At 68.4% G+C, this 15,210-nt stretch carries 15 protein-coding genes; 3 read left to right on the top strand and 12 right to left on the bottom strand.

The window, feature by feature from the left end:
- Nucleotides 1-10: 10 nt before the first annotated feature.
- The gene (shiA, locus tag P3H15_RS33870) at nt 11-1,366 is read right to left on the bottom strand and encodes a shikimate transporter (RefSeq protein WP_276141236.1); all 1,356 of its coding nucleotides are present in this window, start codon (nt 1,364-1,366) and stop codon (nt 11-13) included.
- 257 nt (nt 1,367-1,623) lie between these two features.
- Between shiA and P3H15_RS33865 the strand changes: the two genes are divergently transcribed.
- Nucleotides 1,624-3,042, top strand: coding sequence for an amino acid permease (locus P3H15_RS33865; protein ID WP_276141235.1), 1,419 nt, complete (start codon nt 1,624-1,626; stop codon nt 3,040-3,042).
- A 109-nt stretch (nt 3,043-3,151) separates the two neighbouring features.
- Complete coding sequence (locus tag P3H15_RS33860) at nt 3,152-4,123, top strand: Gfo/Idh/MocA family protein (protein ID WP_276141234.1); 972 nt, start codon at nt 3,152-3,154, stop codon at nt 4,121-4,123.
- A 10-nt stretch (nt 4,124-4,133) separates the two neighbouring features.
- On the opposite strand, the gene P3H15_RS33855 is transcribed toward P3H15_RS33860, so the two are convergent.
- The 9 genes from P3H15_RS33855 to P3H15_RS33815 form a co-directional block, all read right to left on the bottom strand.
- Entirely contained in the window at nt 4,134-5,669 is a 1,536-nt protein-coding gene (locus tag P3H15_RS33855) for a phospholipase C (RefSeq protein WP_276141233.1), read from the bottom strand.
- A 56-nt stretch (nt 5,670-5,725) separates the two neighbouring features.
- A complete protein-coding gene (locus tag P3H15_RS33850; protein WP_276141232.1) occupies nt 5,726-6,592 on the bottom strand; it encodes a TauD/TfdA family dioxygenase in 867 nt (288 codons plus the stop codon).
- 272 nt (nt 6,593-6,864) lie between these two features.
- Nucleotides 6,865-7,626 carry an SDR family NAD(P)-dependent oxidoreductase gene (locus P3H15_RS33845; RefSeq protein WP_276141231.1) on the bottom strand — a complete coding sequence of 254 codons (762 nt, stop codon included), beginning with the start codon at nt 7,624-7,626 and terminating at the stop codon, nt 6,865-6,867.
- Nucleotides 7,626-8,108 carry a nuclear transport factor 2 family protein gene (locus tag P3H15_RS33840; RefSeq protein WP_276141252.1) on the bottom strand — a complete coding sequence of 161 codons (483 nt, stop codon included), beginning with the start codon at nt 8,106-8,108 and terminating at the stop codon, nt 7,626-7,628. Before P3H15_RS33840 ends, P3H15_RS33845 begins: the two co-directional genes overlap by 1 nt.
- A 95-nt stretch (nt 8,109-8,203) precedes the next feature.
- Complete coding sequence (locus P3H15_RS33835) at nt 8,204-9,034, bottom strand: mycofactocin-coupled SDR family oxidoreductase (RefSeq protein ID WP_276141230.1); 831 nt, start codon at nt 9,032-9,034, stop codon at nt 8,204-8,206.
- Nucleotides 9,035-9,036: 2 nt separating this feature from the next.
- Nucleotides 9,037-9,837, bottom strand: coding sequence for a mycofactocin-coupled SDR family oxidoreductase (locus P3H15_RS33830; RefSeq protein ID WP_276141229.1), 801 nt, complete (start codon nt 9,835-9,837; stop codon nt 9,037-9,039).
- Between the two features lie 12 nt (nt 9,838-9,849).
- Nucleotides 9,850-10,104 carry a hypothetical protein gene (locus P3H15_RS33825; protein WP_005251194.1) on the bottom strand — a complete coding sequence of 85 codons (255 nt, stop codon included), beginning with the start codon at nt 10,102-10,104 and terminating at the stop codon, nt 9,850-9,852.
- Nucleotides 10,105-11,781, bottom strand: coding sequence for an FAD-binding protein (locus tag P3H15_RS33820; RefSeq protein WP_276141228.1), 1,677 nt, complete (start codon nt 11,779-11,781; stop codon nt 10,105-10,107).
- A gap of 166 nt (nt 11,782-11,947) precedes the next feature.
- Nucleotides 11,948-12,466 carry a flavin reductase family protein gene (locus P3H15_RS33815; protein ID WP_276141227.1) on the bottom strand — a complete coding sequence of 173 codons (519 nt, stop codon included), beginning with the start codon at nt 12,464-12,466 and terminating at the stop codon, nt 11,948-11,950.
- Between the two features lie 129 nt (nt 12,467-12,595).
- Here P3H15_RS33815 and P3H15_RS33810 point away from each other — a divergent pair, with 129 nt between their 5' ends.
- Entirely contained in the window at nt 12,596-13,333 is a 738-nt protein-coding gene (locus tag P3H15_RS33810) for a PadR family transcriptional regulator (protein ID WP_276141226.1), read from the top strand.
- On the opposite strand, the gene P3H15_RS33805 is transcribed toward P3H15_RS33810, so the two are convergent.
- Together P3H15_RS33805 and P3H15_RS33800 are read right to left on the bottom strand one after the other, a co-directional pair.
- Nucleotides 13,330-14,283: an alpha/beta hydrolase gene (locus tag P3H15_RS33805; RefSeq protein WP_276141225.1), complete on the bottom strand. Its 954-nt coding sequence runs from the start codon at nt 14,281-14,283 to the stop codon at nt 13,330-13,332. The two genes, P3H15_RS33810 and P3H15_RS33805, sit on opposite strands and share 4 nt — an antisense overlap.
- A gap of 20 nt (nt 14,284-14,303) precedes the next feature.
- Nucleotides 14,304-15,095, bottom strand: coding sequence for an IclR family transcriptional regulator (locus P3H15_RS33800; protein ID WP_276141224.1), 792 nt, complete (start codon nt 15,093-15,095; stop codon nt 14,304-14,306).
- Nucleotides 15,096-15,210: the final 115 nt, after the last annotated feature.

Here is a 15,210-nt window from a genome sequence, read left to right as displayed (position 1 = left end):
GTCTACCGGCTCAGTGCGCGTTCTCGAGCTTCGCGGCCGTGGCAGCGTCCGCCACGTCGGCACCCGAATCGGGGTGCAGTCGCCACGCGATCAGGGCGCTGACGACGCAGCCGCCTGCCAGGTACACGGCCACGAGGTGCCAGGACCCGCCGCTCGCGGTGACCAGGGCCGCCGCGATGAACGGGGTGAAGCCGCCGCCGATCGCGCTGGCCACCTGATACCCGACGCCCGCACCGCTGTACCGGTACTCCGCACCGAACATCTCGGTGAACAGCGGTTGCTGCACGCTGACGACCATGTCGTGGGAGATGTTGACGAGGAGCACGGCCAGGATGACGGTGCCGATCATCGATCCGTGCTCGAGGAAGATGAAGAACGGGAACGCGCACACCGCGCCGATCAGTGCGCCGAGGATGTAGACGCGGCGCCGGCCGTGCTTGTCGGACAGCCAGGCGAACAGTGGGATGGTGCCGATACCCACGGCGCCGACGAGCAGACCGACGTTGAGCATGAAGTTGCGCTCCATCCCCAGTTCCTGCGTGGAGTAGCTGAGCGCGAACGTGGTGACGATGTACATCGAGAACAGTTCGGCGAAACGCAGGCCGATGATCTGGAGGAACGCCTTCGGGTGGTTGCGCAGTGCCTCGACGAGCGGGATCCGCTTCTTCTCCTCCGGGCTCTCCTCTTCGACCTTCTCGACCTTCTCCACGAATTCGGGGCTCTCCTGGACTCCGGCGCGGATCCACAGACCGATTCCGACCAGGACGACGCTGGCGATGAACGGAACACGCCAACCCCACTGGCTGAACGCGTCCTCGGTGGTCAGGTTGCTCATGAGCATGACGAATCCGGTGGCGAGGATGAGGCCGACCGAGTACCCGACCTGCACGCCGCTGCTGTAGAACGCCTTCTTCTTCGGCGGTGCGCTCTCGACGGCCATCAGCGCGGCCCCACCCCACTCGCCGCCGACGGCGAAGCCCTGGATGGCGCGCAGCGTGACGAGCAGGATCGGCGCCCACCAGCCGATCGACGCGAAGGACGGCAGCAGTCCGATCAGGGCGGTGCTCGTGCCCATGATCAGCACGGTGAGGATCAGCATCCGCTTGCGTCCGATGCGGTCGCCGTAGTGGCCGAACACCACGCCGCCGAGCGGCCGGAACAGGAATCCGACGCCGAACGTCGCGAATGCGGCGAGGGTTCCGATCGCCGGGCTGACGTTCGGGAAGAACTCCGAGTTGAACACCAGTGCCGCGACCAGCCCGTAGAGCAGGAAGTCGTACCAGTCGATGACCGCGCCGACGAAGCTGCTCAGCGCTGCTCTTCGCGCCTGCTTCTCGGCCGCCGGGGTGAAGGCGTGATCGCTCATTCCGATGTCCCGTCTAGGTTGATGCCGGACCCAGTGTGTTCGCATGTCGAACGCGTGTCCGCTGGTTGAATAATGTGACGGTAGCCATAGCGTTTCCGCCTTGTCAAGACAGTGCCGATGCGCGGTACTGCCGTTTCGTCTATCCCGGCCACTCCGAATTCACCGAATCGGCGGTTCCGCGGCCGCCGCGACTCGTCCACACTTTCTCGAATCAGCGACGCACATCACATCCGGAGTAGCGCCGAAGGGATTTCTCCATGTCAGGAACCACCGATCCGCAACTTCAGCACACACTGAAGAAGCGGCACCTCTCGATGATCGCTATCGCGGGGGTGATCGGAGCAGGCCTCTTCGTGGGCTCCGGGGTCGCGATCCGCGAGACGGGCCCCGGCGTTCTGGTCGCCTACGCACTCGCAGGCATCGTCGTCATCCTCGTGATGCGCATGCTCGGCGAGATGTCGACCGCCAACCCCGAGACCGGTTCGTTCTCCGCGTACGCGGACAAGGCGATCGGCCGATGGGCGGGATTCAGCATCGGCTGGCTCTACGCGTGGTTCTGGATCATCGTCCTCGGCATCGAGGCGACAGCGGGCGCCGTCATCATGAACCGGTGGATCCCCGACGTCCCGCAGTGGAGTTGGGCGCTGATCCTGATGGTGCTGCTCACGCTGACGAACATCGCGTCCGTGAAGTCGTTCGGCGAGTTCGAATTCTGGTTCGCGTCGATCAAGGTCGCCGCGATCGTCATCTTCCTGGGACTCGGTATCCTCGCGATCTGCGGATTCCTGCCCGGTGTCGAAGCACCCGGACTCACCAACCTCACCGGTCACGGCGGGTTCTTCCCCAACGGGGCAGGTGCCGTGTTCGCGGCGGTGCTCGTGGTCGTGTTCTCGTTCTTCGGCGCCGAGATCGCCACCATCGCGGCCGGTGAATCCGCGAACCCCGTCGCGGCGGTGCGCAACGCCGTGCGGTCCGTCGTGTGGCGCATCCTCATCTTCTACATCGGGTCGATCGCCGTGGTCGTGACGCTTCTCCCCTGGGACGACGCCTCCGTCGCGCTGAGCCCGTACGTCGCGGTCATGGACTCGTTCGGCATCCCGGCGGCCGGCAACATCATGGACGTCGTCGTGCTCACGTCCGTGCTGTCCTGCCTGAACTCCGGCCTCTACACGGCGAGCCGCATGATCTTCTCGCTCTCCCGCCGCGGCGACGCCCCGGCCTCGCTGGCGAAGGTCGGGTCGTCCGGTGTTCCGCGCCAGGCCGTGCTCGTCTCGACGGTCGTGGGATTCCTGACCGTGGGCCTGAACTACCTGTACCCGGACACCGTGTTCCTGTTCCTCGTCAACTCGTCGGGCGCGATCGCCCTGTTCGTATGGCTGGCGATCTCGGTGTCGCAGCTGCGCATGCGGCGCCGGCTCGAGGCGGAGGGCAAGGACCTGACGCTGAAGATGTGGCTGTTCCCGTATCTGACATGGTGCACGATCGCCGCCATCATCGCGCTCTGCATCGGCATGCTCGTGCTGCCGGAGACCAGGAGCCAGATGTACGTCTCGATGGGCCTCGCCGTCGTGGTGGTCGGAGTCGGGATCTACCGTCAGCGGACCCGCCAGGTCGTCGACGCGGCTCCGGATCCCACGACCTCCGGCGAAGAAACGGTCGACGCCCTCCGCCCCTGAGCCCGGTCCCGCATGTTCGCATGACGAACAGTAGTGCGCTCACTGAACTCGGCGTACAGTCCCGCCGAGGGAAGGCCGGACCCACCGGCCTCAGGAAGGACCGAAGCTCATGAGGTGGGCGATTCTCGGCGCGAGCAACATCGCTGCCACCCGCGTTCTCCCCGCGCTGCGCGAGTGCGGGGAGAACGCGGCAGTCGTGCTCAGCGGTGACGCGGCGCGCGCAGAAGAGTACCGGCGGACCCACGACATCGAGTCCGCCACCGACGACCTGCGCGAGGCGGTGGGCGGGGACGTCCAGGCCGCCTACATCTCCTCCACGAACGACAAGCACTTCGACCACGCCATGGCCGCGATCGACGCGGGCCTGCACGTGCTGTGCGAGAAACCGCTCTCGTTCGACGTCACTCAGGCGCAGAAGATGGTCGACGCGGCCGCGGGGGTCGTCTTCGCGACCAACCATCACCTCCGCACCCACCCCGTTCACCGAGCGGCGCGGAAGATGCTGGCGGAGGGCGCGATCGGCGACATCCTCTCCGTGCGCGTGAGCAACACGATCCTGCTGCGCCAGGCCCTGCGTGGGTGGCGCCTCGACGGCGTGGGCGGCGGCGTCGTCCTCGACCTCGCGGTACACGACGTCGACACGCTCCGCTTCGTGACCGGGATGGAACCGACCACGGTCACCGCGGTCGGCGTGCGCCAGGGACTCAGTGACGGTCCGGCGGATGCCGCGATGACGAGCGGCGTCCTCGGCACGAACACCCTGTTCTCGCTGCACGACGCGTACACGGTCCCCGGTGGCGTCACCGGATTCGAGATCCACGGAACGGCGGGGACTCTCGTCGCCACCGACTGCATGCGCCCCGATCCCACCGGAACGCTGCGCATGATCGCGGCCGGGCAGGACACGACCGTCCCGCTCGAGACCGTCGACAACCTCTACGCACCGGGGATCCGGGCGTTCGTCGACGCCGTCCGCGGGCACGGTGAGCCCGTGGCGACGGGATACGACGGACTGCGTTCGGTGACCGCCGCGCTGGCGATCCTGCAGTCGATCGACGAGGGCCGGACGGTCCGCCTGTGAGGAGAGACCGCTACATGATCAGCCCGCTGGGCCGACGCCGCAGCGGCGACGGTTCCTGCACGGGCATCGAATTCGGCGGAACCGGGTAGGGCGCACCGGCGTTGAGCGTTCCCGCGGCCACGTTCGGCCCACACTGCGCGATCGCCGCCTGCAGGCGTGGCCCGGGGTCGGTCATCGCGGGAACACCGGCGTTCGGTGCCGACGAGAAGTCGAACGCGGACGTCATGTCGCCGACGGCGCCGCGGCGCCAGTCGGTGAGATTGGGGACGGGCACGCCGAACCGCTTCTCCAGCAGACGCAGTTGCGACGTGTGGTCGAACGTGTCGGACGCGACAAGTCCGCCGCGACTGTACGGCGAGATGATCAGCGACGGCACCCGGAAACCGAGGCCGATCGGACCCGGATTGTTCTCGCTCTCCGACACCGTGTTCAACGGGACCGTCAGGTATTCGCCCGGTGTGCCCGGCGGCGGGGTGGGCGGAGTGACGTGGTCGAAGAAGCCGCCGTTCTCGTCGTAACTGATGATCAGCGCCGTCTTCTCCCAGATCGCCGGGTTCGACGTGAGGATGTCGAGCACCTCGACGATCCCGACCGCGCCCGCGGCCGGGGGCAGCGCCGGATGCTCGCACGTGAAGATGTTGGGGACGATCCAGGACACCGCGGGCAGGGTGCCGTTCGCGACGTCGGCCCGGAAGTCGTTCGGGTATGTCGGATCGAGTCCGCGGCGAGCGAGTTCCGAATTCGGGTCGCTGTATTGCGTGAAGCAGCCGAGCATCCCGTCGAGCGCGACACTCGACACCGGACCGAGGTCCTTGTTCGCGTACACCTTCCAGCTGACGCCGGCCTCCTGCAGGTTCTCCGGATAGGTGCGCCAGGAGTAGGTGAACCTCGGGATCACGGTCGGCGTCTCGACGAGCGGACCGCCCGCCAGTCCGTCCGGGTCGATCGTTCCCGTCATCCAATAGAGGCGGTTCGGGTCCGTCGGCCCGAGCACGGAGCAGAAGTAGTGGTCGCAGATCGTGAAGGCGTCGGCGAGATCGTAGTGCACCGGGATGTCGGCCCGCGTGTAGTAGCCCATCGTGGCGGGACCGTTGAGCGGCCCCTCGTGCGCGATGTGCACCGGCATCCACCGGTCCATCGCGCCGCCGTTCCACGCGTCGTGCTGCGGACCCCACGAATGGGTGGGGTCGTTGATGCATTCACCGTCGAGGTGCGTGCCCTGCGTGGTGTCGAGCCGGAACGGGTTGAGAAACCCGGTCGGCGTCGGCCCGACGCCCGGCGTCCAGCCGTACTGCTGCCACGCCGGCGACGGGTCGTCGAAGCCGCGCACCCCCGACAGCGTGCCGTAGTAGTGGTCGAACGAGCGGTTCTCCTGCATGAGGTAGACGAAGTGCTCGATGTCGTTCAGCGACCCGCTGCCACCCGGATCCTGCGCGTACGCCCGGTCGATCACCGGGCCCGCCCACGAACTGAGGAATGCGGCGCCACCGGCCGCTGCGGCGGAGGCGAGGAACTTGCGTCGTGAGATGTCCGATGCCGGGGTCACGGATCGTGACGCTAGTCGCTGCGGACGCCGCCCGCCCGGTGAATGCGCAGGTTGCCCTACTGCGGGCCCACCGGCACATCGCCTTCCAGCGTGATGCGGTGCATGACGCGGTGCTGGGTTCCGTAGTCGCGGTTGGCGTAGTGCGCGGTGCTGCGGTTGTCCCACAGCACGAGGTCGCCGAGGCGCCAGCGGTGCCGCACGACGTGCTCCGGTTTGGTGAGGTGTGCGTACAGGAAGTCGAGGATTCCCCGGCTCTCCGCCTCGGAGACTCCGGCGATGTGGGACGTGAAGCCCGGGTTCACGAAGATGCCTTTGCGGCCCGTTTCCGGGTGAACCCGCACGACGGGATGCTCGACGGGCACGAGTGCCGTGACTTCCTCACCGTCCCAGATGTTTCCCTTGCCGCCGCGCTTCTGCGCGAGGTAGTACCCGAATTCGCGGTTGCCGTCGTGGACCGCGGTCAGCTGGTCGATCATCTGCCGGATCGGCAGCGACAGCGACTCGTACGCCAGTTGGCTGTCGGCCCAGTTGGTGTCGCCGCCGTGCGGTGGGAGGACGACGGGGCGGAGGATCGACCCGAGCGGCGGCCGCTTCATGAACGTGACGTCGGTGTGCCACACGTCGGCGAAACCGTTGTCCTGGCTGTCGAGCGCGTACACCTCCCGGGCCACGTTGCCGCTGTCGTGGACGGGGTGGCCCGCGGTCAGCCGACCGAGCCGGCGGCCGAACTCGATGTGACCCGCGTCGTCGAGCGACTGGCCCCGGAGGACCAGCACCTTGTGCTCGGTCAGCGCCGAACGGATCGCGGCCACCTCGGCGTCGGTGGCGGACGCGACGTCCAGTCCGATGATCTCGGCCCCGAACGACGGGCCGAACTTGTCGAGCGTCAGCGACGCTGTCCTGGTTTCGAATGCAGTGCTCATGATGTCTTTCCGCCAAGGTGGATCGTGCCTGGTTAAGGGAGCACCGGCCCGTACCTGCGAACGCGGAGGATGCGCGAGGAATTACCGGATGCCGGAGCCTACCGAGGAATGGACAGCACGCGGTACGCGCGCCGGGGCCATCAGCAACAACAGATGTTGGCGCACGTACGGCACAGGTCGACGGTCAGGCGTCGCACCAGGTGAGTCGTATGCACGACGCAATTCCTACCGGATGGGAGGGAAATGAGCAAGCTCGGGGCAATCGCGGGCGATCAGCTCCAGCGCGCCTGACCTCCGTCGAGCGGGATGGTGGCCCCCGACAGGTACCCGGCGTCGGGACCCACGAGGAAGACGACGGCGCGCCCGATGTCGCGTTCGCAATCACCGATCCGGCCGAGGGGAATCGACTTCACGAACTCGGCGGCCTCCTCCGGATTGGTCTCCGTCCACCACTTCAGTCCCGGTGACAGCGCGTGCGGCGCAATCGCGTTGACGCGGATGCCGTCGGGACCCCATTCGCTCGCCGCGGTCCGGGTGAGCGAGCGCATCGCCTCCTTGGTGGCCGCGTACAGCCCGTACCCGCTCGTGTCCCAGCGCACCGCCGACGAGCTGACGAGATTGATGATCGAGCCGCCGCCGCGCGCCTTCAGGTGCGGGTAGCACAGCTGCATCAGGAACAGGGTGGCCACCGGGCCGACGGCCATCGCGCGGTCGAGAAGCTTCGGCGTGATCTCCAGGAGCGGTCCGAGCGCGCTCGCGTTGGCGTTGTTGACGAGGATGTCGATCCCGCCGAACACCTCCACGACGCGGTCGACCATCGGTGCCAGCTGATCGCGTGTGCTGACGTCGCAGACGATCGGCTCGGCCACGCCGCCGAAGTCGGCGATGGCGGCGCACGTGTCGAGAAGTTTCGCCTCCGTGCGCCCCACCACCGCGATCCGCGCACCCTCCTTGGCCAGCGCGAACGCCATCCCGGCGCCCACGCCCTGCCCGGCGCCGGTGATCAGTGCGACCTTGCCGTCCAGCGTCCCCATCACGAGTCCCCTCGGTCCGATTGTGCGTCGGCTGCCCACCGGTTGGCCGTCAGCCGGAAGCTGGGAATGTCGGACAGCGACATCACCGCCTCGTAGGTGCGCTCGTATCCGGTGTGGGCGATCCGCCATCGACCGTCCGGACCGCGGACGTAGCGGTCGGAGTAGAACGCCGCCCCGCGCAGCACCGTGCCGTGTTCCGGGATCAGCACGGTGTCGGACAGGAACCACCGCCCCGTCGCCGTGTTGCCGTCGACGTCGATCTCCGGGTGACCGCAGTGATGCTCGGTGATGGTCTGCGGCCCCAGATTCGACTTCATGAACTCGACCAGCGCGTCCCGCGACTCGAACGCGAGATGCTCGCCGTAGTTCGCGGTCGCCTCGGGAAGGAGTGTGTCGGCGAACTCGTCCCAGCACTTCGTGTCCAGGGCCCGCAGATACGTGTACTTGAGCCTGCTGATCGCAGCGACGGCCTCGAGATCCACGGCATTCACCCTTCATCCACCCCCAAAACTGACACCTGTTCTACCACGGATCGGCAGGTGCCGGGGCGGACTCGGGGATTCCCGGGTTGACGCAGCTATCTGCTGACGCTGCCCGCGTCGACCGGCAGGGCGACCGCCGTGATGTACCGCGCCTCGTCCGAGGCCAGGAACAGCGCGGCGTTGGCCACGTCGACCGGTTCGATCCAGGGAATCGGCAGCATGTTCATCGTCACCGCGGCGGCCGCGAACTCTTCGCGGGTGGGGTGCTCGAGGTCGGGCCGGAACGCCCGTCGCACCATGTCGTTCTGGATCATGTCCGTGTCGACGTTGGTGGGATGCACGCTGTTGACCCGCACCCGGTGCGGCGCGAGTTCCTTGGCGAGCGACCGCATCAGGCCCACCACCCCGTGCTTGGCCGCGGTGTAGTGGGCGACGCCGACGAGTCCGCGCAGACCGGCGATGGAACTCGTCAGGATCATCGCCCCGCCGCCCCGCTCGATCAGGTGCGGGGCCGCCGCCTTGCACGTCTGCCACACCCCGGTCAGATTGACGTCGAGCATCGTCTGCCACGTCTCGGAGTCGAGTTCCAGCGCGGCACCCGACGACGTGATGCCCGCCGTGGCGCACACGAAGTCCAGCCCGCCCAGTTCCCCGGCCGCCGCCGTCACGGCGTCGGCGAGTGCCGTTCCGTCGCGCACGTCCACCTGCGCCGTCACGATCCGGCGGCCCGTGTCCCGGACCAGTTTCGCGGTCACCTCGAGATCCTCCGGGCTCGCCGGTGGCGTCACCACCGTGCCGACCGGCCCGCACAGATCGACCGCGACGACGTCCGCGCCCTCCTGCGCGAATCGCAGTGCCTGCGCCCGGCCGATCCCGCGCGCGGCACCGGTGACCAGGACGACTCTTCCGTTCACTCGACCTGTCATCTCTACACCTTCTGGGTCAGTCCGGCGTCGACCACGAGTTGTGTGCCGGTGATGTATCGCGATTCGTCCGAGGCGAGGAAGAGCAGCGCGTTGCTGACGTCCCGCGAGTCCAGCCACGGAACGGGCAGGACGTGGTTGGCCGCGAGGACGGGGACGACGTCGTCACGGGTCGGGTTCTCGAGGTCCGGCCGCAGCCGTGCCATCGTCTCCGGGTTCAGGGTCATGCGGGTGCCGACGGCACCGGGATGCAGCACGTTGACCCGGATGAACTGCGGTCCGAGTTCGTTGGCGAGAGTCCGCGCCAACCCGACCACCGCGGTCTTCGACGCCGAATAGTGGGCGGCCCCGGCCACCGCCTTGATGCCTGCGGTCGAACTGACGATCACGACGGAACCGCCCCCGTCGCGCATCGCCGGGACCGCGGCGGTCGCCGTGTTCCAGACGCCGGTGAGATTGACGTCGAGCGACCGGTGCCAGATCTCGTCGTCGATCGTCCAGGCCGGACCGGGGTTGTCGCAGACACCGGCGTTCGCGACGACCACGTCGAGGGGTCCCAGTTCCGCGACTCCGGCGTCGACGGCCGCCCGCAACGCCGCCGGGTCCCGCACATCCGCGTGGGCGACGACCGCCCGGCGGCCTAGTTCGACGACCAGCCTTCGGGTTTCGTCGAGATCGGCTGCGGCCGACGGAAGGTCGACGGCGATGACGTCGGCGCCCTCCTCCGCGAGCCGGACCGCGTGACTGCGTCCCATGCCGTTTCCGGCACCGGTGATGAAGGCGACCTTGCCTGCCATCCGTGACATCGGTTGTCCCCTCTAGTCCAGGCGGCCGGGGGTCGGGTAGCTGCGCAGGGAGAGCCCCACCCGCCCGTCCTCCACCGCGTCGTCGATCGATCCGCGCAGCGCGCCGCAGGTGGGGACGAACATCGAGTGCTCCCCCTCCTGCGCACGCAGCGCGAACTCCGGGCAGGTCTGCTCGGCGTCGCCCAGCCACTGCACGCTCGTGTGCGCCTCGCTGTACTTCTCCACGAGCACCGCGTTACCGCAGCGCCGGCATTCGACGGGAAGCACTCAGCTCACCGCCCCTGCACCGGCTGCGGCGTGCCGTGCGCCGACCCAGCCGAACACCATCGCGGGGCCGATCGTCGCGCCGGCACCGGCGTAGTCGTTGCCCATCACGGACGCCGACGTGTTGCCGGTGGCGTACAGCCCCGGGATCGGTTCGCCGCTGCCGCTCAGCACCTGGCTGTGCTCGTTGCACACGAGCCCGCCCTTGGTGCCGAGGTCGCCGGCCTCCATCCGCACCGCGTAGTACGGGGCCTTGTCCACCTCGTCCAGGGTCGGGTTGGGCAGTCGCGGGTCACCGTAGTACCGGTCGTACGCGCTGTCGCCGCGACCGAAATCGGCGTCGACGCCCGTCCGGGCGAACTCATTGAACCTGGTGATCTCCGCGGACAGCGCGTCGGCGGGCACACTCATCTGCTGCGCCAGTTCCCCGAGGGTCTCCGCGCGCAGCATCAGGCCCGTGGAGAACCATTCCGCCGGGAACTTCTGCCCGGGCATCACCCCACCGAACTGGTAGCGGCTCTTGGCCTTCGAGTCGAACACGAACCACACCGGGTCGTGACCGCCTGCGATCTGGTCGTGGACGAACGACACGTACGGGGACGCCTCGTTAGTGAACCGCTTGCCGTTCTGGTCGACGATCAGCGACGGCGGGATCGACCGCTCCGACACCAGGACGTGCATGATGCCGTCCGGACGCCGGAACGACGGCATCCACCAGGCATCGTCCATCAGGTCGACGGCGGCGCCGACCCGCTCGCCCGCCACGATTCCGTCGCCGGTGTTGTCGGGTGAGCCGGCGCTGTAGTTGTCTTTGCCGCCCTCCCGGAGGTACCGCTTCCGCATCTCCTCGCTCTGCTCGAATCCGCCGGTGGCCATCATGACGCCGCGGCGGGCGCGGATGCGTAGCTCCCGCGTCCCGGTCTCGAGTACCGCGCCGGTGACGGCCCCGGACTCGTCCGTGATCAGCCCCTTCAGTGGGGAGTTCAGCCACAGCGGAACGCCGGCCTCCTGGAGACTGAGCCGCAGCCGGCCGACGAGGGCCTGCCCCAGGGTCTCCATCCGCCTGCGCCGCACCATCGCGACCACCGAACGCCAGCCGACGCCCAGCGCGGTCCTGCGGCCGGCCCAGGTGCGGAAGAACATGTTGAGGTGCCGGAACTCGGTGGACGTCATGTAGAGCCCGCCCGGCATGGCGAGGGAGTTCGGACGCTGCAGCTCGCGGTCGGCGCCGAGCTGGTTCATGTCGAACGGCAGCGGTTCGACCGTCCGCCCCTTCGGCCGTCCGCCCACGTTCTCCGGGTGGTAGTCGGAATAGTCCTCGCACCAGGAGAACCGCAGATGCGGGCAGTGCTGTTCGAAGAACTGCATCATGGCCGGGCCCTGCTCGATGTACGCGTCGAGGCGTTCGGCGGGCACGCTGTCGCCGACGATCGAATCCAGGTACTTCCGGACGTCGCCGGGGTCGTCGGCGCGGCCTTCACGGACGAGGATCGGCGAGTTGGGAATCCACAGGGCGCCACCGGACAGTGCCGTCGAACCGCCGTACACCGCGGACTTTTCGACAACGAGGGTGTCGAGCCCCCGCTCGGCGCCGGCAAGTGCGGCGGTCATGCCACCCGCACCGCTGCCGATCACCAGGAGATCGACCTCCCGGTCCCAGTTCTGCTCGTCTACGCTCATCGTGCACACCTTCCGAAGTGGTCTCGATCACACCCTGCCGGTATCAATTACTTTTTCCCACAGCCCTTCCCGCGGAGCGGGAGACAGCAGCACCGCCGCGGAGCGGGAGACAGCAGCACCGCCGCGGAGCGGGAACAGCGGCACCGCCGGGGAACGGGAGACAGAGCTACGTGGCGGCGGTGAAGATGCCGAGCCCGCCGCGGTACACCAGCAGCGGCGGCACATCCCGGAGCACGTCCAGTCCGGTGACACGCGCGACGACGATGGTGTGGTCGCCGGCGTCGTGCTCGAACTCGACGGTGGCCTGCACCTGCGCCAGCACACCGTCCAGCGCCGGGGCGCCGTTGCCTGCGTGCGACCACCCGACGCCGGCGAACTTGTCCGCGCCGCTGGTCGCGAACGTCCCGCACACGTCCCGCTGATCGTGGGCGAGAACGTTGACGCAGACGTGTTCGCTCGCCCGCAGCCGCGGCCAGCTGGTCGACGTCCGTGCGGGGCTGAACGACACGTACGGCGGGTCCAGCGACAGCGACACGAACGACTGGCATGTGAAGCCGTGCGGATTCTCGCCGTCGTGTGCGGTGATCACCGTGACGCCGGTGCAGAAGTGCCCGAGCACCGACTTGAGGTCGGCAGGGTCGATGCGGCGCACCACGGGCGCCGCGGGTTCTTCGGTTCGGGTCATCGTGTCTCCTCGGATCGACGGGTTGCGTTCAGCCTGACCGCGGCTCCTGCGGGCGGGAAATGCCCCGTCCCGCCCAGCGGCAGGGTTTCACGTGTCCGACCGGCAGCGCACGGTTGATAGGCTCGGGAAATGCCTTCGTCCGACCCCACCCAGAGCTCCGGGTTCGCCGGCCTCCGATCCACGAGCTGGCCGGTGCTCGGCATCCTGTCGTTCGGCGAGGAACTGTCCGGCTACGACCTCAAGAAGTGGGCGTCGTACAGCGTGCGCTTCTTCTATTGGAGCCCGTCGTTCAGTCAGGTGTACTCGGAGCTGAAGAAGCTGGAAGACGCGGGATACGTGACGTCGCGGACCGTCGTGGACGACGAGGCCCGGGTGAAACCCAAGCGGCTGTACAAGATCACGGACGCGGGCATGGCCGTCATGCGCAGCTGGGCGCGGGAGGCGCCGATCGATCCACCCGTCCTCAAGCACGGGGTGATGCTGCGCATGTGGCTCGGTCACCTCACCGAGCCGGAGCAGCTCAAAGATGCCCTGAAGGAGCACATCTCGTATGTGGAGGGCATGAGCAGGCAGGCCGCGCTCGACGCCCGCGATTCGGACGTCGAACCCACGTGGGCGTTCGCGCACATGGTCAACAAGTGGTCCGAGCGCTACTACGCCGCCGAGAGCGAACTCGCGAAGCAGATGCTCGCCGACATCGACGAGGCCGTCGAACGCATCCACGGTGAGGGGACGCCGGAACATCCCGGTGTGCCGAAACCGGCCGCATCACCGTCGATCCGGCGCTCCCGCGAGGCGCAGCAGGAGTACCAGGCCGCCATGAAGGCGGCGCGGGACTCCGGCGACGAGGCCGAGACGGAGAACTAGTCGGACGGGGTGCGCACGCGTTCGGCCACCAGATTCCGGAGCCGGGGCCACAGCGCCCGGCGTTCGGTCTGCGCCGCGGTCATCGCGTCGATCGTCAGGAATCCGTGGAACATTCCCGCAACCCGCTCGAGCTGCACGGGAACACCGGCGTCGGCGAGCGCCGCGGCGTACTTCTCCCCCTCGTACCGCAGCGGATCGCGTTCGGCGGTGATCACGATCGCGGGCGGGAGCGCGGCGAGGTCGTCGGCCCGGACCGGGGCCGCGTAGGCGGGTGCGGCCTCGCGGTGCGTCGGCAGGTACTGATCCCAATACCATTGCATCGCAGCGCGGGTGAGGAAGTGATCCTCCGCGAACTCCTCGTAGGACTCGGTGTCGAAGGCCGGTTCGATGACGGGGTACATCAGGAGCTGTCCGGCGACGGCGGGACCCTGCCGGTCTCGGGCCATCAGCGCGGCGACGGCCGCGAGGTTGCCGCCGCTGCTGTCGCCGGCGACGAGCAGACGGTCGGGATCGGCGCCGAACTCGCCGGCGTGCCGCGCGACCCAGCACGTCGCGGCGTAGGCGTCGTCCGCCGCGGCGGGCCACGGCGATTCCGGGGCCAGGCGGTAGTCGACGGAGACGACGACGGCGCCGACCCCGTTGCACATGGCGCGGCAGAAGCCGTCGTGGCTGTCGAGGTCGCAGATCACGAACCCGCCGCCGTGGAAGAAGACGACGACAGGAAGGGGCCCCGCGGAGTTCCCCGCGGGCGAATAGATCCGTACCGCAATCGATCCGGCACCGCCGGGGATCTCCCGGTCGCGCACCTCACCGACCGGTTCGGGATCGGCGACGGCCGTGCGTCCGGCCTTCGTCGCCGCCCGAGCCTGGGCGCCGGTCATGGTCTCCACCCGGGGAAAGTTCTCGTTGAGTCCCCGGAGGATGGTCTCGGCCTGCTCGTCGAGCGGCATCTGTGCTCCTTCGTCCCGCCTCAGGCGGAGTAGCGGTCGGCGCGGCCGCCTGCCGGTGTCGCGGTCGACATGTAATTGCGCCAGGTGCCCTTGGCGGACATGCGAATCGGCGCGGTCAGACGATGGTCGAGCTTGATCTGGCTGCTGGGACCGCACACGGAGATGGCCGCCACCACGTTGTCGTCGGTTCCCACGGGCACCGCGACGCAGCTGACGCCCACGAGATCCTCTTCGCGGTCGTAGGCGGCTCCGCGTTCGCGGGTCTTCTGCAGCTCGGCGCGGAACGCGGCCGGTGAGTCGATGCTGAATCGTGTGCTGCGGGGCAGACCGGCCTCGACGACGCGGTCTACCACCGACTCGGGCGAATGGGCCAGCAGCACCTTGCCGACGCTCGTGCAGTGTGCGGGCTGGCGGCCGCCGACGCGGGACGGCAGCCCGACGCCGAACCGTCCGGCGATCTTCTCCAGGTAGACGACGTCGATCCCCTCCAGCACCGCGAGGTGCACGGCGTGTCCGGTGAGGCGGTGCAGTTCGTGCAGGAAGGGCAGCGCGGCCCGGTGCAGGCGGTCCTGGTGCACGGCGAGGGACCCGAGTTCGAACAGCCGCATGCCGAGTTCGTAGTCCCGGCCTTCCCGGCGGAGCCATCGCAGCTGGACGAGTCGTTCGAGCATCCGGTGCGCGGAGGATCGCGGAAGCCCCGTGCGGCGCACGATCTGCGCGAGCGTGAGCCTGCCCGGGCCGTCGAAGGCGTCGAGGAGAAGGGCGGCGCGATCGAGGCCGGCGGTGGGGGTGGGGCTGAGTGTCGTCGTCATGGGGACCTCCGTAACGGCGCTGCTCGGTGCGGCGCCGCGCTGTGTGACTGGCGACACTTACTATAAATAGGCATATACCTATTTGCAATAGTGGTCGAGGCTCGGCCCCCCGAAC

Origin of the sequence: Rhodococcus sp. T2V (assembly GCF_029269925.1) — a bacterium.
GTDB classification, from domain to species: Bacteria; Actinomycetota; Actinomycetes; order Mycobacteriales; family Mycobacteriaceae; genus Rhodococcus_F; species Rhodococcus_F koreensis.
This window is presented reverse-complemented; position numbering and strand designations above follow the sequence as displayed.